Source organism: Nocardia sp. CC227C (assembly GCF_030767025.1).
In the GTDB taxonomy this organism is placed as follows: Bacteria; Actinomycetota; Actinomycetes; order Mycobacteriales; family Mycobacteriaceae; genus Nocardia.
Map to the genome: position 1 here is coordinate 45,053 of NZ_JASITE010000025.1, position 16,377 is coordinate 61,429.

General features: G+C 65.3%; 19 protein-coding genes. 13 read left to right on the top strand and 6 right to left on the bottom strand.

Features of this window, described 5'->3' with window-relative positions; translation table 11 throughout:
• Window positions 1–39: 39 nt before the first annotated feature.
• The 4 genes from QMO76_RS32685 to QMO76_RS32700 all read left to right on the top strand — a co-directional run bounded on the left by QMO76_RS32685 (window position 40) and on the right by QMO76_RS32700 (window position 2,691).
• Window positions 40–339 (top strand): DUF4190 domain-containing protein, encoded by a 300-nt coding sequence (locus QMO76_RS32685; RefSeq protein ID WP_306365230.1) that lies wholly within the window; start codon window positions 40–42, stop codon window positions 337–339.
• A 38-nt stretch (window positions 340–377) separates the two neighbouring features.
• The gene (locus QMO76_RS32690) at window positions 378–695 is read left to right on the top strand and encodes a DUF4190 domain-containing protein (protein ID WP_306365231.1); all 318 of its coding nucleotides are present in this window, start codon (window positions 378–380) and stop codon (window positions 693–695) included.
• Between the two features lie 65 nt (window positions 696–760).
• Entirely contained in the window at window positions 761–1,438 is a 678-nt protein-coding gene (locus QMO76_RS32695) for a TrmH family RNA methyltransferase (protein WP_306365232.1), read from the top strand.
• 167 nt (window positions 1,439–1,605) lie between these two features.
• Window positions 1,606–2,691 (top strand): glycoside hydrolase family 76 protein, encoded by a 1,086-nt coding sequence (locus tag QMO76_RS32700; protein ID WP_306365274.1) that lies wholly within the window; start codon window positions 1,606–1,608, stop codon window positions 2,689–2,691.
• A 19-nt stretch (window positions 2,692–2,710) separates the two neighbouring features.
• Here QMO76_RS32700 and QMO76_RS32705 read toward each other — a convergent pair whose 3' ends face one another.
• Both QMO76_RS32705 and QMO76_RS32710 read right to left on the bottom strand, forming a co-directional pair.
• Window positions 2,711–3,391 (bottom strand): DedA family protein, encoded by a 681-nt coding sequence (locus tag QMO76_RS32705; protein WP_306365275.1) that lies wholly within the window; start codon window positions 3,389–3,391, stop codon window positions 2,711–2,713.
• A gap of 31 nt (window positions 3,392–3,422) precedes the next feature.
• On the bottom strand, window positions 3,423–4,103 hold the full coding sequence (locus QMO76_RS32710) for a DedA family protein (RefSeq protein ID WP_306365276.1): 681 nt from the start codon (window positions 4,101–4,103) through the stop codon (window positions 3,423–3,425).
• A gap of 202 nt (window positions 4,104–4,305) precedes the next feature.
• On the opposite strand from QMO76_RS32710, the gene fbaA reads away from it, so the two are divergent.
• From fbaA to QMO76_RS32730, 4 genes are all read left to right on the top strand, one after another.
• Window positions 4,306–5,343: a class II fructose-bisphosphate aldolase gene (gene fbaA / locus QMO76_RS32715; RefSeq protein ID WP_306365233.1), complete on the top strand. Its 1,038-nt coding sequence runs from the start codon at window positions 4,306–4,308 to the stop codon at window positions 5,341–5,343.
• Between the two features lie 124 nt (window positions 5,344–5,467).
• A complete protein-coding gene (locus QMO76_RS32720) occupies window positions 5,468–6,586 on the top strand; it encodes a BTAD domain-containing putative transcriptional regulator (RefSeq protein WP_306365234.1) in 1,119 nt (372 codons plus the stop codon).
• Window positions 6,587–6,700: 114 nt separating this feature from the next.
• Entirely contained in the window at window positions 6,701–6,931 is a 231-nt protein-coding gene (locus QMO76_RS32725; RefSeq protein ID WP_143979397.1) for a CopG family transcriptional regulator, read from the top strand.
• Window positions 6,919–7,350 (top strand): type II toxin-antitoxin system VapC family toxin, encoded by a 432-nt coding sequence (locus tag QMO76_RS32730; RefSeq protein WP_282778304.1) that lies wholly within the window; start codon window positions 6,919–6,921, stop codon window positions 7,348–7,350. The genes QMO76_RS32725 and QMO76_RS32730 overlap by 13 nt, the downstream gene beginning before the upstream one ends.
• A gap of 227 nt (window positions 7,351–7,577) precedes the next feature.
• Here the strand turns inward: QMO76_RS32730 and QMO76_RS32735 are convergent, their stop codons facing one another.
• From QMO76_RS32735 to QMO76_RS32750, 4 genes are all read right to left on the bottom strand, one after another.
• The gene (locus QMO76_RS32735; protein WP_306365235.1) at window positions 7,578–8,117 is read right to left on the bottom strand and encodes a hypothetical protein; all 540 of its coding nucleotides are present in this window, start codon (window positions 8,115–8,117) and stop codon (window positions 7,578–7,580) included.
• Window positions 8,118–8,622: 505 nt separating this feature from the next.
• Window positions 8,623–9,153 (bottom strand): hypothetical protein, encoded by a 531-nt coding sequence (locus tag QMO76_RS32740; RefSeq protein ID WP_306365236.1) that lies wholly within the window; start codon window positions 9,151–9,153, stop codon window positions 8,623–8,625.
• Window positions 9,154–9,687: 534 nt separating this feature from the next.
• Entirely contained in the window at window positions 9,688–9,933 is a 246-nt protein-coding gene (locus QMO76_RS32745; RefSeq protein WP_306365237.1) for a hypothetical protein, read from the bottom strand.
• Window positions 9,934–10,047: 114 nt separating this feature from the next.
• Window positions 10,048–10,572, bottom strand: coding sequence for a hypothetical protein (locus tag QMO76_RS32750; RefSeq protein WP_306365238.1), 525 nt, complete (start codon window positions 10,570–10,572; stop codon window positions 10,048–10,050).
• A gap of 309 nt (window positions 10,573–10,881) precedes the next feature.
• Between QMO76_RS32750 and QMO76_RS32755 the strand changes: the two genes are divergently transcribed.
• The 5 genes from QMO76_RS32755 to QMO76_RS32775 all read left to right on the top strand — a co-directional run bounded on the left by QMO76_RS32755 (window position 10,882) and on the right by QMO76_RS32775 (window position 16,368).
• Window positions 10,882–11,286, top strand: a complete 405-nt coding sequence (locus QMO76_RS32755) for a hypothetical protein (RefSeq protein WP_306365239.1) — start codon at window positions 10,882–10,884, stop codon at window positions 11,284–11,286.
• A 63-nt stretch (window positions 11,287–11,349) separates the two neighbouring features.
• Window positions 11,350–11,913, top strand: a complete 564-nt coding sequence (locus QMO76_RS32760) for a hypothetical protein (RefSeq protein WP_306365240.1) — start codon at window positions 11,350–11,352, stop codon at window positions 11,911–11,913.
• 150 nt (window positions 11,914–12,063) lie between these two features.
• Entirely contained in the window at window positions 12,064–12,321 is a 258-nt protein-coding gene (locus tag QMO76_RS32765) for a hypothetical protein (RefSeq protein ID WP_282778314.1), read from the top strand.
• 59 nt (window positions 12,322–12,380) lie between these two features.
• Window positions 12,381–12,734: a DUF5361 domain-containing protein gene (locus tag QMO76_RS32770; protein WP_306365241.1), complete on the top strand. Its 354-nt coding sequence runs from the start codon at window positions 12,381–12,383 to the stop codon at window positions 12,732–12,734.
• A gap of 85 nt (window positions 12,735–12,819) precedes the next feature.
• On the top strand, window positions 12,820–16,368 hold the full coding sequence (locus QMO76_RS32775; RefSeq protein ID WP_306365242.1) for a hypothetical protein: 3,549 nt from the start codon (window positions 12,820–12,822) through the stop codon (window positions 16,366–16,368).
• Window positions 16,369–16,377: the final 9 nt, after the last annotated feature.

The following is a 16,377-nucleotide window of genomic DNA, read 5'->3' on the forward strand; positions in this document are numbered from 1 at the left end:
TCCGTGGTGGTGTCAGCACTACCCCCTACCATCATGCCTATGAGCTATCAGCAGCCTCCGCCGCCCGGCCAGTACCCGCAGCGCGATCATCCGCAGGCCGTGGTGATTCTGGTGCTCGGCATTCTGAGCCTCATTCTCTGTCAGCTGCTCGGGCCGGTCGCCTGGGTGATGGGCCGCAGCGCGTTGCGGGAGATCGACTCCTCCGGCGGCGCGGTCGGCGGGCGCGGCATGGTGCTGGCTGGTTACGTCTGCGGCATCATCGCATCGGTCCTGATCATCCTCGCCATCGTCGCCTTCGTCCTGTTGCTCGGCCTGGGCACGTTCGCTTCCACCAGCTGACGCGCGCGGGAGTGCCGCCGGCGAAATACGATGGCCCGGTGAGCTACCCCTCCTACGGTTACCCGGCCTACGGCTACGGTCCGACGCCCGACCATCCGCAGGCGACCACCATTCTGGTGCTCGGCATCCTGGGGCTGGTGCTCTGCCAACTGCTCGGGCCGGTGGCCTGGATCATGGGCAGCAAGGCCCGCCGCGAGATCGACGCCTCCGGCGGCACCTTGGGCGGGCGCAGCAGCGTGACCGCGGGCTATGTCTGCGGCATCGTCGCCACCGGTCTGATGCTGCTGGTCGTGGTGGGCTACATCCTGCTCTTCGCGATCGGCGTGGTGGTCGCCGGTACGAGCAGCAGCTACTGAGCTCACGGCTACCGCGCTCACGGCTACCGCGCTCACGGCAGCGTGGCCTCATTACGATATTCGGAGTGAATCACGCCCCGACCGACGAATCGCTGCCCGGCCCCACCGAATGGGGCGAGCATCCGCACGGCGTCGGACCGTGGCGCGCGGAGTTCGGGACCGAGCCGCCCGCGGATCCACGCCTGGATCCGGAGCTGCTCGCACACGGTGACCGCCGCAATGTGGTGGACGCGTACCGGTACTGGACCCGCGAGGCCATCGTGGCCGATATCGACCGGCGGCGGCACCCGTTCCATGTCGCCATCGAGAACTTCGGGCACGACGCCAATATCGGCACGGTGGTGCGCACCGCCAATGCGTTCGCGGCGGCGGCCGTGCACATCGTGGGGCGCAAGCGGTGGAATCGGCGCGGGGCCATGGTCACCGACCGCTATCAGCACATCGAGCATCACGCCGATACGGCGGCGCTGCTGGAGTACGCGGCGGCAGCGGGGCTGACGGTGGTGGCCGTCGACAATGTGCCCGGCGCGGTGCCCCTGGAGACGGTGCGACTGCCGCGCGAATGCCTGCTGCTGTTCGGGCAGGAGGGGCCGGGGGTCACCGCCGACGCCAAGGCGGGGGCGCGGCTCACCGTCTCCATCGCGCAGTTCGGTTCGACGCGCAGTATCAACGCCGGGGTCGCGGCGGGGATCGCCATGCACGCGTGGGTGCGGCAGCACGCGGATCTGTCGGCCGCCTGGTGAATCCCGGTCGACGGCCGGAGGCGGTCCTGCCAAGATCAGTTCAGACACGGTTGCATAACGAAATCAGCCACATGATCAGGTGCCCGACTGGCACCATATGTCCTATGACTTCGCGGACCGGGCGACCTGTCGAGCCCAGTGCTGCGCTCTGGTCCGAGCGCGCCGATATGGCCGAATCCGCCATCGTGTCACGGCATCTGCGCGCGCTGTGGGGAATTCCCGGGACCACCCTCGGCGTGGTCGGCTGGCCCGCGACCCGGCGCGACCGCCTCTTCGTATCCTGGCACTACTGGTGGCAGGCCCATCTCATCGACTGCGCCATCGACGCCGCCAACCGGGAGCCCACGCCCGCGCGGCTGCGGCGCATCCGCACCGTGGCGCGCGGGCTGCGGCTGCGCAATATCACCGGCTGGACCAACAACTACTACGACGACATGGCCTGGTTGGCCATATCCCTGGAACGCGCCGACCGCACCCTGGGCATCGACGATATGCGGTACGCGCTGCGGACGCTGGAACGCGAGCTGGTGACCGCGTGGTCGCCTGAGGTGGGCGGCGGCATTCCGTGGCGCAAGGGCTCGGATTTCTACAACGCGCCAGCCAACGGTCCGGCCGGTATCGCCATGGCCAGGCTCGGCCGCTACGACCGCGCCCGGGAGATCGCCGACTGGCTCGACGCCACCCTGCGCGACAAGGAAACCGGGCTGATCCTCGACGGCATTCACCTGCCCTCCGGTGTGATCGAGCGTCCGGTCTACAGCTACTGCCAGGGTGTGGTGCTCGGCCTGGAAACCGACCTGGCGGTGCACACCGGCGAACCCCGGCACGCGGAACGGGTGCTGGCCCTGCTGGCGGCCGTCGAGGAGCATATGACCAGCGGCGGCGTGGTCGACGGCGGCGGTGGCGGCGACGGCGGCCTGTTCAACGGCATCCTCATCCGCTACCTGGCGCTGGTCGCCGTCATGCTGCCCGGCGCGGACGCCGCGCACACCAAGGCCCGCCGCACCGCCGCCGATATCGTCCGCAATTCCGCCGTCGCGGCCTGGGAGAATCGGCTCGAGGTGGAGGGCGAGCCGCTCTTCGGGCCCGACTGGCGCGAACCGGCCCGATTACCCGGAATCGCGGGTGCGGGCTACCTCACCGCCAATGGCTCGGTGACCGCCTCCCGCACCCCGGAACGTGATCTGTCGGTTCAGCTTTCGGGGTGGAAGCTGATGGAGGCCGCGCACACCGTCACCGCGGCGGGACTCTGAGCGGCGGGACCCGACCCGCTCAGATGCCGGGCCGGTCGGCGACGGCCGGGGTGTCCGTCGCGTCGTCCACATCGAAGTCCTCGGCGGGCCGCGCCATCTCCAGCCGGTACTGCCGGATGCCCAGCAGTGTGCCCAGGATCAGCCCCACCACCAGCGTGCAGATGACCGCGGGCATCAGCCAGGACATGTCCTCCAGGAAGCTGCCCGCGTAGTACCCGATGAGCAGCAGCACCGGCGCCCAGATGATCGCGCCGATGGTGGAGGCGATGGTGTACTTGCGGTGGTCCATTCCGCCCGCGCCCGCCACCAGCGGGCACAGCGTGCGCACCCACGGGATCCACCGCGCCACCAGCACCGCGAAGAAGCCGTGCCGGTGCAGCAGGGCCGACACCCGCGCGAGGTTGTGGGTGTTGATGTACTTGCCGTTCTTCCGGGCCACCAGATGGTGTCCGGTGCGTTGGCCGACGACGTAGCCGACCTGGTTACCGGCGATGGCCGCGATCATGGCCCCCACCGACAGCGCCCAGACCTGCGCCTCTCCGGTGGCGTGCGCGGCCAGCACCACACCGGCGGTGATGAGCATGGAATCGCCGGGCAGGAACAGTCCGATGATGAGCGCGCACTCCAGGAAGACGAAGGTCAGCACCACCGTCCAGACGAGCAGCGGCCCGGCTGTCTCGAGGGGATCGAAACCGCCCATCGCAAGGTTCAGCGGGGTGGTGGACAAGGGTTCAGTGGGTGGGCTCGTTGGTACGGGCGGGTTCGACGTCGGCGACGACCTCGGCCTCGGTCGAGCGACGGCCCAGCAAAGCCCGCGCCACCGACCCCACCATCGGCAGCACCGAGACGAACACGATGATCAGGAAGATGGCCTCGATGTTGTCCCGGATGAAGGCCACGTTGCCCAGGAAGTAGCCGAGCACCGTGACGCCGCCGCCCCAAAGGATCGCGCCGACGATGTCGAAGGGCACGTACTTGCGGTAGCTCATGGCCGAGACACCCGCCAGCACCGGCACGAAGGTGCGGGCGATCGGGACGAATCGGGCCAGGATGATGGCCGCCGGACCCCACTTCTCGAAGAAGTCGTGCGCCTCGGTGATGTACTTCTTCTTGAGGAAACGCCCGTCGGGACGGTGATACAGCGCCGGACCGAAGCCCTTGCGGCCGATCCAATAGGCGCACTGGTCGCCCAGGAACGCGGTCACCGCGATGGCGGGAGCCAGAATCCAGATCGACACCGGCGGGTTCGGCTGCGCCGCGAGCAAGCCGCCGGTGAACAACAGCGAGTCGCCCGGCAGTAGCGGGAACAACAGCCCGGTCTCGATGAAGACGATCGCCAGAATGGCCGGCAGCACCGCGTTCTTCAACCACGACTCCGTGAGGAGGTACATGGGATCCAAGAACTGGGGCATCGCCAGGGTCGTCACGGTGTCAGCAGCGGCCAGCAAGGTCACGGCCACCACAGTACCGGTGATTCGCACATCACACCGAATGTCGAAGCGACATCACAGACTTATCTCCGGTTGTGAGGCCAGCCGGTGCTGCGAAAGCCGCCTGTCCTATGGTGTGGCCTGACAGAATTTGTTGTACGCAGCACACACAACGGAGGTCACTGTGCCCATCGCGACTCCGGAGATCTACGCCGAGATGATTGCTCGGGCCAAAGAGAACTCCTTCGCGTTTCCTGCTATCAACTGCACGTCGTCGGAGACCATCAACGCGGCCATCAAGGGCTTCGCCGACGCGGGTAGCGACGGCATCATCCAGTTCTCCACCGGCGGTGCCGAATTCGGCTCCGGCCTGGGTGTGAAGGACATGGTCACCGGCGCGGTCGCGCTCGCCGAGTTCGCCACCGTGATCGCCGCGAAGTACGACGTCACCATCGCGCTGCACACCGACCACTGCCCGAAGGACAAGCTCGACACCTTCGTGCGCCCGCTGCTGGCCATCTCGGCCGAGCGCGTCAAGAGTGGCCAGAACCCGCTGTTCCAGTCGCATATGTGGGACGGTTCCGCGATCCCGATCGACGAGAACCTCGAGATCGCCAAGGAACTGCTCGAGCAGGCCCACGCCGCCAACATCATCCTCGAGGTGGAGATCGGCGTCGTCGGCGGTGAAGAGGACGGCGTCGAGAACGCCATCAACGACAAGCTCTACACCTCGCCCGAGGACTTCGAGAAGACCATCGACGCGCTCGGCGCGGGCGAGAACGGCAAGTACCTGCTGGCCGCCACCTTCGGCAATGTGCACGGCGTCTACAAGCCGGGCAATGTGAAGCTCAAGCCCGAGGTGCTGGCGCAGGGCCAGCGGGTGGCCGCCGCCAAGCTGGGCCTGGGCGCGGACGCGCAGCCGTTCGACTTCGTCTTCCACGGCGGTTCGGGCTCGCTGAAGTCGGAGATCGAGGATTCCCTGCGCTACGGCGTGGTCAAGATGAATGTCGACACCGACACCCAGTACGCCTTCACCCGGCCGGTGGCCGCCCACATGTTCAGCAACTACGACGGTGTGCTGAAGGTGGACGGCGAGGTCGGCAACAAGAAGGTCTACGACCCGCGCTCCTACCTGAAGAAGGCCGAGGCCAATATGACCGCCCGCGTCGTGGAGGCGTGCAACGACCTGAAGTCGGCCGGTCGCTCCATCAGCGCCAAGTAAGGTAATCCGCGAGCGGAAATCCGAACGAGGTGAGCGACGCGCGTGCCGCGGCGGTGTCCGCACCGCCGCGGCCGTTTTCGTTGCTCTGATATAAGTTGCTCTGACGTAATCCGAGGTGCACGGCATGACTCTCGAGGTGCGGGTCCTCGGACCTGTGCAACTGCTGGTCGGCGGCCGGATGCTGCCGGTCGGCGGGCCGAAACCGCGCGCACTGCTCGCCGCGCTGATCGTGAACCGGCGGCGCGCGGTGTCCTCGCAGGCGCTGGCCGACATCGTGTGGAACGACGAGCCGCCGGACTCCTACCAGGCCAGCCTGCAGGTGTTCGTGTCGAATATCCGCAAGACGCTGCGCCAGGCCGGGCTGGACGCGGCCGCCGTGCTGCGCACCGAATCCTCCGGCTACCGCCTGGAGATCCCCGACGACCAATGCGACCTGGGCCGGTTCGAAACCATTCGCCGCAGCGCCGCCGAGGCCGCGGCGGCGGGTGACCCCGAATCCGCGGCCCGGCTGTACGCGGCCGCGCTGGAGCAGTGGAGCGGGCGCGCCCTCGACGATCTGAGCGGACTGTCCTTCGCCGACAGCTTCGCCACCGCCATGGACGAGGAGCGGCTGCTGGCCGCCTCCGCCCGCATCGACGCCGAAATCGCCTGCAAGCGAGCGTCTTCGGTGGTGGGCGAGTTGGTCGCCATGACCCAGGCGCATCCGCTGCGGGAACCGCTGTGGGCGCAGCTCATCACCGCCCTGTACCTGTCCGGCCGCCAGGCCGACGCCCTGGACGCCTGCCGCCGGGTGCGCACCGTGCTGGCCGACGAACTCGGCATCGACCCCGGCCCCGCCCTGGTCGCCCTGGAACAGCGGGTGCTGCGCCAGGAACCCCTGGACACCATGGAGATCGTCGATGTCGAGCGCATGGCCAAGGCCATGACCGAAACGGTCACCGAAACCCCCCGCGCCGTCCGCAGCGGCCACCTCCGCCTCGCCGACGGCCGCACCGTCCCCGTCGCCGCCTCCGGCCTCAAGATCGGCCGCATGACCGACAACGACCTGATCCTCGACGACCCCAAGGCCAGCCGCTACCACGCCCACATCACCCCCAGCCGCGCCGGCCTCCTCATCAAGGACCTGCACTCGGCCAACGGCGTCTACATCAACGACGAGGTCATCGACAGCGCCACGGTGCTGTCCGACGGTGACGCCATCCGCATCGGGTCTACGGTGTTGGTGTTCCAGGCAGCGCGGTAGGGGAGCTCGGCTCAGCTGTCCAGCAATTGATGCTGCTGCCCCAGACGGATTTCCGCTGATTTCCACGCGAGGCGGCGTCAGCGCCACTAACGTTCACAGGTATGCTGGCATACCATGAAGCGGACAACCGTGAAGCTACCCGACGAGCTTGACGAGCGCCTGCGCCATGAGGCGGCGCGGCGCGGTATCACGGTCGCCGAACTGACGCGCGAGGCGATCACCCAGTATCTATGCGCACCCACCGGTGCGCGGCGACGGTTCGGCGCGGCAGCGGCGGGGCGCAGCGGGCGCTCGGACGTGTCGGCCCGGATCGATGAAATCCTCAGCCGAGAGTGGGACCGATAAGCGCCCTGATCGTCGACGCCGGACCGTTGTACGCCTACGTCGACGCCGACGACGCACACCACGAAGCCTGCCTCGAACTGCTCCAAACACACCGCGGCCCCCTCGTCGTCCCGACCCTCGTCATCACCGAAGCCGCATACCTCATCGCCAGCCGACTCGGAACCGAGGCCGAGGTGCGCTTCCTCGGAGACTTGGCCGAGGGTCTGTTCGTGATCGAGCCCGTCCACGCGGCGGATTGGCTCCGCATCGCCGAACTCGTCGCGAAATACCGAGACCTGCCACTGGGAACTGCTGACGCCTCGGTAATCGCCGCAGCCGAACGCCGGAACCTGACATACATCGCCACCACGGATCGACGCCATTTCTCCGTGGTCCGACCACGTCACATCGACGCCTTCACCCTCTTGCCCTCCCGCTGAGCCACATCGCGATTCGAGCCGTCTTTCCGATCGCACGCCGTGCTGCATGTGAGAAGCCCTCGATCCGCTACTGGATTCGGGGTTTTCGTTGTAAGGGCATGTGCGGCGATCACCGAACCAAGGAGCCGCCATGGATTTCGTATCCGCCGCTGTCACAACATGACCGAATCGGGCGGCCACCTGAAATCCGGTTATGCGGAAGTCAGTGGCCGCATTTTACAGCGGCCTCAGCTGTCCAACAGGCTGATTCCGCTGACCCAGAACGAAGGGTTCGACATCTCCACGCCGAGGACACTCGTGTAGGTGGCCCGTCGACCCGTTGACGTGACCTCGACGCGTACCTCATCGCCCTCGACGACATCCCGCAGCTGGTCCTCCGTGGTACCGATCATGATCTCGGTCTCCCACGTGGCTTGGTCCGGCGTTGCGCCGCAGACGAGCCGAGCGAGTTCCGCTCCCAGGTCGGGGTCTCTCAGCGTCTCGGCCACCCGCCCGTAGACGACGATCGCGCGGTCCTTGTGGTCGGCTGGGGTCTTCGCGATGAGTTTCAGTTCGCGGTCTGTGATCGTTTCGAAAGTGGTCGGGGCGGTCGGCTCGGTCATCGGCGTGGCCGGTTCGGTTGTCTTTGATGCTGAGATCGATGCTGAGATCGTTGTCGTCGGTTCGTTGGCTGTTGCCGCTTTTTGGCCGGAGTCGGTCCCACAGGCGGCGACACCGGTGGTGGCGGCGATGGCTAGCGCCACTGTGAGACGGCGGACTGCGGTCATGGATGTTCTCCTCCTCGCGTGCACATGCGGAACCGATGAAGCCGGTTCCGGCCTAGCGGGTCACCGGGAACCGGAGGCCCCCGCGACCCTATCGCGGGGCGGCCGAAAGTGCCTGTTGGCACCGGGATTTCGGCACAAGTACGCAGCGGACATGCCTATGGCCTCCCGTCTTGCGTTGCAGTCGGCCGCAGTTCGAATAACTCTCGGCCCGAGAAGTTTCGTTTCCAGCAGATCCGCCGTACCGGAGGTTCTGTGAATATCGGATCGTTGTCCAGTCTGCAGGTACTCGATGAGAAAAGGAGGCAGTCAATGGTTGAGATCGTAGCGTTCCGAGTTTCGAATCGTTTACCGTGAAGTATCTTTCGCCACGGCTGGCCTATGGCGGTGACAGACGGCCGGGCGTGCACTGGTGTCGTGATTCGTCACCGACCAACGAGGCGAACGATACTGTCGGGGCGCTGTCCGATGGGGGATGCTATCCGCATCGGGTTAGGAGCTGTCCGGTTCAGCTTTCCAGCAAGCTGATGCCGCGCACGATGAACGCCGGATTCGTGAACTCGATTCCGACAATGCTCGTATAGGTTAGGGTTTCGCCGGTCGTTGTCACCTCCGCACGGAACTCGTCGTCTTCCACGATATTCCTCAGCTCGTCGCCTCTGGTACCCAACATGAGGTCGACATCCCACGTCGTGGGGTCTGGAGTGGCCCCGCCAACAACTCGAATGATGTCGTCCTCGGCCTCGTCCTTCATGGACTGCTCAACTCGTCCATAGACGACGATCGCGCGATCTTTGTGGTCGGCGGGGTTCTTCGCGATCAGTTTCAGGTCGCGTTCGGTGATCGTTTCGAAAGCGATCGGTGCGGTGTCGGCTCCACTCGGCGCTGTTTCAGTGTCTGCGGGTACCTCCACGGCGGTGGTCGATGTCGTGGCTGTCGTCGTGTCCGTGGTGGTTTCGGAGCCGCATGCGGTGAGTCCGGCGGTGGCGGCGGCGATGGTGACTGCGGCGGTGAGGCGGCGGGCGGCGGGCATGGGCATTGTCCTCCTTGCATGAGCATTCGGAACCGGGCGAACCGGTTCCGGTCTCCGGGTGGTGGCCCCGGCCCTGTGACCGTATCGCGGAGGTACTCGGAACGCTTGTCGGCGTGGCTGTTTCGGTGGGTGCGGTGCCGAGCGGCGTCGTTAGGCCAAGGGTGCGGTGGCGGTGGGCTGCGCGGGCGGGTGAGTCGATGGACCGGTGTCTACCTGCGGTTTTGGTGTTTCTCGACGTTGGGTGTTGACAATATCCGCGGCTTAGGTGAGACTATGTGCAGCGCCAGAGCTGCGCCCTCATCCCGAAAATGTCGGGAAATCATCTCTTAAGCAAGCGATTACGATCGCACGCCGTACCGCATGTGAGAAGCCCTCGATCCGCTACTGGATTCGGGGGTTTCGTTGTAAGAGGATGTGCGGCGATCACCGAACCAAGGAGTCAGCATGGATTTCGTATCCGACGTTGTCACGACGTGACTGAACCGGGCGGCCGACCGAATTCGGTTGTATGTAATTCGGTGGCCGCATGCGACATCGGTCTCAGCTGTCCAGCAGGCTGATTCCGCTGACCCAGAACGAAGGGTTCGATATCTCGCCGATAGCGCTCGTATAACTGGAGGTTCGACCGGTCGACCTCAGCTCCGCACGCACTCGATCGTCTTCCACGATGTTCTTCAGCACATCGCTCTCAGTACCGATCATTACCTGTGTATCCCAAGTAGCCGAATCCGGTGACGTGCCACAAAGCAGCTGAGCGATATCAGCACCATTTATCTCGTCCTTCATCGTCTGTGTGACCCTCCCGTACACGATAATCGCGCGGTCCTTATGATCCGCAGGGTTCTTCGCGATGAGTTTCAGTTCCCGTTCGGTGACGAGAACTTCGGAGGCATTGTGGCCTCAACTGTCGAGAAGGCTGATGTCGAACACCCAGAACGCAGGGTTTGATATCTTCCCCAAGGCACTCGTGTAACTGGAAGTCTGACCAGTCGACCTAATTTGCGCGCGCACGACATCGCCCTCCACGATATTCTTCAGTCGGTCGCTGTTAGTGCCGATCATTATCCGAGTATCCCACGTATTTGGATCCGGAGAAGCGCCGCAGAGTAGCTGGGAAATGTCGACATCGCCGGTGCTGGGTGTCAGTGTTTGGAGGACCCTGCCGTACACGATGATTGCCCGGTCCGTGTGGTCGCCGGGGTTCTTCGCGATGAGTTTCAGTTCGCGCTCGGTGATTGTTTCGAAGGTCGCTGGGGCGGCTGGATCGGTGTTCTCCGTGGCCGTTTCGGTTGTTGATGCTGACGGCGTCGCGCTTGTTGACTCGGTAGCTGTCGCTGTTTCTTGGCCGGAGTCGGTTCCGCATGCGGCGATAGCGGTGGCCGCGGTGACAACTAGCGCTGTCGTGAGACGACGGGCAGTGGTCATGGGTGTTCTCCTCCTCGTGTGCACATGAGGAACCGATGGAGCCGGTTCCGGCCTACTCGGTCACCAGGAACCGGAGGCTCCTGCGAGCCTATCGCAGTGCGACCGAAAGCACCTGTCGGCCAATGGCGTTCGGGATCAACCACGCGGCAGGCCTGTCTCGACTTCCAAGTCTTTCGACGCCGCAAGCCGTAATTCGAATGACTCTCGGCTCTTGGGATGCTGTTTTCGTCCGGTTCGCGATACCGGAGGTTCTGTGAATTTCAGATCGTTCTCGGGACCGGAGTTACTCAATGAGAAAGGAGGTAGTCAGTGGTCGAGATCGTAGTCTTTCCCGATATCGAATCGCTTGTCGAGACGTATCTTTCGGCGCAGCTGGCCGATCGCGGTGACAACACCCCCATTGCGCGAACAGCACCCGCGGACCCGCCCGCCCGACTGATCAGGCTCACCAGCTTCTGGGGTGAGGACACCGGGCGGGCGCTGGCGTCGCGATTCGTCACCGTCCAATGCACGGACGCGACCAGTGCCGATGCGGCGGACTTGGCCGAGTTGTGTTTCGCGATCCTGCGCGGTGCGCGGCACGATCCATCGATGCCGAGCGTCCGTGACGTGGTGGCGGTCGACCGGCCTTCGGATCGGTTGCCCGAGCCCGATCCCTATCGCCCGAACTACCAGTTCACCCTCTCCTTCCTGGTGCGCGGGCAAGCCCGATAGGGCTCCGCGCCATTTCCACACAGTTCTCAGGCCCGGTCCACAATGCCTGAAAGGGGCACAACTATGGCAAGCACTGTCAACAACGTCTACGCGGCCATGCCGAAGGCGACCGGAGCGGTGCTGCGCGCACCGCTCGCCACCGCGGGTCCGACCAGCGCCACCGATGCGCTGGACGCCGCGTTCGTCGACTGCGGTTACATCGGCGAAGAGGGCTTCACCGAGTCGAATACCCGAGAGACCGAGAAGAAGAAGGCTTTCGGCGGCTCCACGGTGAAGGTCCTGCAGACCGACTACACCGCGACCCTGAAGTTCGCCTTCCTCGAGTCGACCAATGCCGATGTGCTCAAGGCGGTGTTCGGCGATGACAATGTCACCGTCGACGGCACCACCGGCGCCATCACCGTCGAGAAGAACAAGAAGGCGCTGCCGCACAATTCGTGGGTCATCGACACCGTCGACGACGCGGTCGGCTCCATCCGGACCTACATTCCGGACGGCCAGATCACCGCCGTCGAGGACATCGTGAAGGTGCACACCGACGCGATCATGTACACGGTCACCATGGAGTGCTTCGAGGACGCCAGCGGCAACAACATCTACGAGTTCATCAACAAGACCGCCGCCTGACGGTCGCGCCCACGCGCGACTCGTAGCACCCGTACCGCCCGGTGAGGTCACATCGACCCATGGACCGGGCCTGCCCTCACCGGGCGGGCCTCGAAAAGCCCGGTCCCCCAATCTTTTCAATCACAACGATGCATCGAAAGGTCCGGTCCCATGATGGAGAAGTTCACCTACACCGCCCGCAACGGCAAGAAGATCACCCTGCCGCGCTTCGACAACATTCCGTTCGGCGTGATCCGCAAGCTCCGCAAGGAGGGTGAGACCGAGCAGTTCTTCGGGCTCATCGAAGGAGTGTGCAGCGCGAAGGATCTGACGGTGATCGACGCGATGAGCCAAGCCGAGGTGCGTGAGGTGATGACCGCCTGGCAGCGCGAGTCGGCGGTCGAACTGGGGGAATCCTCAGCCTCCTAGAGCTGTACGAACAGCACGGGGAGGCTGTCGAAGCCGATCTCATCCGAGCCGGTGTCCGCTTGCGCGACGTCGGCTCGAACCGTTTCACCTGGCGCGATTTCGCCGTCCTGATTCGCGAATCCTCCTCCGACAGCGCCCTGTTCCGGGCCATGCATCCCGATCGGTACCGGTGGGGGCAGGTCGAGCATCTGCTGGCCGATCTGGTGGATGTGGCGAACCTGCTCCTGTGGAGCAAGACCAAGGACGGCAGTCGCAACCGCAACCGTCCCTCGCCGTACCCGCGCCCGGGGGTGGAGGACAAGACCAAACGACGGGTACGCGGCACGGCGATCCCCATGGACCAGGTACGGGCCAGGCTGGCCGCCGTCCGGGCCCGCGAACCGGCGTCACCGGAGCAGGCGACGTCGGCGTAATCACTCGAATCCGAGCAGTATTCGGTCTGCTCGGCCCGTCACCCCGTGAATCTCGGGGCGGACCCACGAACTGAACAGAGGTGTCATGGCCATCGAAGCAGTACGTGACTTCGGCATCGACGTCGCGGTCACCTTGGAACGAGCGCTGACAATGGCGTTCGATGAGGCGTCAGGTGCGGTGGACAGGGGCATGGACCAGCTGTTCGCTTCGGCTCCGGGGGCGCTGAACGCCGCTCTGCGACAGAGCTTCAACGGTGCGTCCGGTGTCGTGCACTCGGCATTGGACGACGCGTTCGACGGCACGTCGGACGCGGTGAACACCGCCTTCGAGAATGCTTTCAATACGGCGTCTCCCACGGTGAACAACGCCATCCACCAGGTATTCGCTGGTGCCAGCGGCGCGGTGAACGACGGGTGGGAACGGGCTTTCGGTTCGTCTCCCGAAGCGGTGAACTCGCTGTTGCTCAATACGTTCGCCTCCGCCGAAGGCGCGGTGAACACTGCCCTGGAGGGTGCGTTCTCGAGGGCCTCGGGGGCGGTCGACGACGCGCTGCTGAGCGTGTTCGAGTCCGCCCCGGCCGTGCTCGACACCGCGCTGAACGCCGCCTTTGCCAGGGCTTCGGATTCATTGAACGGTGCCCTCGTGGGTTTGATGACGGATGGGCCGCAGAGCGCGCTGGCCGGTGCCGTGGACGGACTGCTCGGCGCATCGCCGCAGCAGGTGGCCGATGCCGTGCGCGATGTCTTCCAGTCGGCGCCGGCTGCGGTGCGGACGGCGGTCGCCGACGCCTTCCACGCGGCTCCCGGGGCGGTGAACAGCGCGCTGGACGCCGCGTTCGTGACGGCGCCACAGCGGCTGAGCGCCGCAGTCGACGCCGCCTTCGAACCGACCGCCGGTGCCCTGAACACGGCGCTGGACGCGGTGTTCGCCGACGCCTCCACAGCCGTGGACACGGCGCTGGACGCCGCGTTCGGTGGTGTTTCGGAGACGGCGAACAACACTCTGAACGATGCGTTCGACCAAACACACGACACGGTGAACAGCGCCCTGGAGGGGGTGTTCGGCACTGCTTCCGACACCGTGAACGGTGCGTGGGCGAGCGTTTTCGGCTCCTCACCCGAGGCCTTGAACACCGCGATGGACGCGGTGTTCGGTTCTACGCAGGAGGCGGTGAATGGTGTCCTGCTTGACGCGTTCGCCTCGGCGCAGGGCACGGTGAACACCGCACTGGAGAGCGTGTTCGCCGAGGCCACCGGCACCATCAAGGGCGTCGTCGACAATGCCTTCGGCAGTGTTCGGGGAACGCTGAACAATGCGCTGAAGGGTGCTTTCGACCAGGGAGCGAATCTTGCGGGCAGTCTGGGCAAGCTCGATCCCAGGCTGCTCGCCGTGAAGACCCGGGCCATGGCCGCCGCAGCCGGAACCAAAGCCATGACCCTGGCGACCACGGCTTCGGCCAAGGCCACGACGGTATGGGCGACCGCGAAGAAGGGCGCTGCGGTCGCGGCACGGGCATTCAACACCGCCTTGCGGGCGAATCCACTGGGCCTGATCCTCACCGCCATCACAGCGGTGGTCGGGGCGCTGACCTGGTTCTTCACCCAGACCGAGAGCGGAAAGCAGATCTGGGCGACGGTGTGGTCCGGCATTCAGTCGGCCATGGCCACCGCGTGGGAGTTCATCCAACCGATCTGGAACGGATTCCTGGGCGCGCTGGGCAGGGTCGGGGAGATGCTGAACTGGCTGTGGACCGAGGTCGTGCAGCCGGTGTTCGCGCTCATTGGCGCGGCGTTCCAACTGTGGTGGAACGGTTACGTGCAGCCGATTTGGAGTGCTTTCACCGCCGCGCTCGAGGTGGTGGGCGGGGTGCTGAATTGGCTGTGGGAATCGGTGGTGCAGCCGGTGATCGGCCTCATCGCCGAGGCGATCTCGCTGTGGTGGAACTACTACGTGCAGCCGATCTGGAATGCCTTTACCGCCGCGCTCGAGATGGTGGGCGCGGTGCTGAACTGGCTGTGGGAGACGGTCGTGCAGCCCGTGATCGGGCTCATCGGCGAACGCATCTCCTCCGTGTGGAATGGGATCAAGCCGGTCTGGGATGGGTTTCAGGCGGCCCTGCACACCGTCGGCGCTGCCTTCCGGTCGATGTGGGAGGAATACATCAAGCCTGCATGGGACACCTTCCAGACCGCGTTCCAAACCGGTTGGGACACGATCAAGAACGCGATCGAGACCGGAAAAGGGTGGTTCGAAGGTCTTCGCACGACGATCGAGGAGATCATCAACAAGATCTCGGACTTGTGGAACTCCATCGAGATCCCAGGACCGCTTGCGAGCGCGCTCGAGGGCGCTGCGAATGCGCTCGACGCGACAAATGCGCTGCCTTGGGTGGGGGGCAAAGCCTCCGGCGGCTATATTTCCGGCCCCGGCACCGGCACCAGTGACTCCATCCTGGCCCGCCTCTCCAACGGCGAATTCGTCATCAACGCCGCCTCCACCCGACGCAACCGCCCACTGCTGGAAGCGATCAACAACGGTGCCGTCCCCGGCTACGCCACCGGCGGCTTCGTCACCAAGAGCGGCCTGATCGAACTCGCCAAGCAGGTGGACGGCAAGCCCTACGAATGGGGCGGAACCAACTGGGGCGACTGTTCCGGTGCGGTGTCGGCCCTCGCGAACTACGTTGCCGGACGGCCTCCGTTCGATACCCGATTCTGGACGGGCAATCAGGCCGAAGCGCTCGCCCAGCGCGGATTCGAGTCCGGGCTCGGCCCCTCCGGCAGCCTGCGGATCGGCTGGTTCACCGGCGGCCCGTACGGCGGCCACACCTCGGCGACCTTGCCGAACGGCGTGAACTTCGAGATGGGCGGCAAGTCCGGCAATGGACAGTACGGCGGTACCGCGGTCGGTGCGAACGCCCCGGCGTACACCAACCACGCCCATTTCGTCTTCGACACCGTCAGCGAGCAGAGTCCCGCGTCGCAGCCGCCGACGACCGGAGGCGAATCACCCAACCAGAACGTCGATTCCGGTGATAGCGACCTCTCCCCGGCACAGCAGCGCGAGGCCGCTCTGTTCGACGATATCGTCTCGAACTTCCAGAACGCCGGAGACTCGTTCGTCGATGGGCAGCTGAGCGATATCCGGAACGTCTTCGGAGCGCCGAGCCTCGACGAAACCCCGTTGTTCAAGGCCGCCGCCGCATGGAATCAGTCGGTCACCGATTTCAACGACTATCGGACCGAGCAGGCGGAGTGGGAAGCGGAGAACGGCCGCACTCCGGCGGGACTGGACGCTCCGATCATCTACGACCCGAATCGTGGTCCGGAGCAGTTCCTCGACCTTCCCGGCAGGCTCGCGAATTCGTTCCTGAAGTACCTGGTTCCGAGCCGCTACGACAATGGCGGCTGGTTGCAGCCGGGCCTGTCCCTGGTGGAGAACAAGACCGGTAAACCGGAGCCGGTGTTCAACCCGCAGCAGTGGTCGCAGCTGTCGGAACTCGCGCAGCCCGGCGGCACGACCGACAACTCGCTCACCATCGAGAACCTGCACACCGGGATGACGGCCGCGGAGTTGCGACGGGAGCTGAACCTCATTCAGAAGGAACGTTCGCTGGGGTTCGTGCGCCGATGACGACGTTCC

Excerpts from the sequence above, each read along its gene's own strand:
- QMO76_RS32685 (WP_306365230.1), top strand. The coding sequence starts at position 40 with ATGAGCTATCAGCAGCCTCCGCCGCCCGGCCAGTACCCGCAGCGCGAT.
- QMO76_RS32700 (WP_306365274.1), top strand. The coding sequence starts at position 1,606 with ATGGCCGAATCCGCCATCGTGTCACGGCATCTGCGCGCGCTGTGGGGA.
- QMO76_RS32705 (WP_306365275.1), bottom strand. The coding sequence starts at position 3,391 with ATGGGCGGTTTCGATCCCCTCGAGACAGCCGGGCCGCTGCTCGTCTGG.
- QMO76_RS32710 (WP_306365276.1), bottom strand. The coding sequence starts at position 4,103 with ATGCCCCAGTTCTTGGATCCCATGTACCTCCTCACGGAGTCGTGGTTG.
- QMO76_RS32720 (WP_306365234.1), top strand. The coding sequence starts at position 5,468 with ATGACTCTCGAGGTGCGGGTCCTCGGACCTGTGCAACTGCTGGTCGGC.
- QMO76_RS32725 (WP_143979397.1), top strand. The coding sequence starts at position 6,701 with ATGAAGCGGACAACCGTGAAGCTACCCGACGAGCTTGACGAGCGCCTG.
- QMO76_RS32735 (WP_306365235.1), bottom strand. The coding sequence starts at position 8,117 with ATGACCGCAGTCCGCCGTCTCACAGTGGCGCTAGCCATCGCCGCCACC.
- QMO76_RS32740 (WP_306365236.1), bottom strand. The coding sequence starts at position 9,153 with ATGCCCATGCCCGCCGCCCGCCGCCTCACCGCCGCAGTCACCATCGCC.
- QMO76_RS32745 (WP_306365237.1), bottom strand. The coding sequence starts at position 9,933 with ATGAAGGACGAGATAAATGGTGCTGATATCGCTCAGCTGCTTTGTGGC.
- QMO76_RS32750 (WP_306365238.1), bottom strand. The coding sequence starts at position 10,572 with ATGACCACTGCCCGTCGTCTCACGACAGCGCTAGTTGTCACCGCGGCC.
- QMO76_RS32760 (WP_306365240.1), top strand. The coding sequence starts at position 11,350 with ATGGCAAGCACTGTCAACAACGTCTACGCGGCCATGCCGAAGGCGACC.
- QMO76_RS32765 (WP_282778314.1), top strand. The coding sequence starts at position 12,064 with ATGATGGAGAAGTTCACCTACACCGCCCGCAACGGCAAGAAGATCACC.
- QMO76_RS32775 (WP_306365242.1), top strand. The coding sequence starts at position 12,820 with ATGGCCATCGAAGCAGTACGTGACTTCGGCATCGACGTCGCGGTCACC.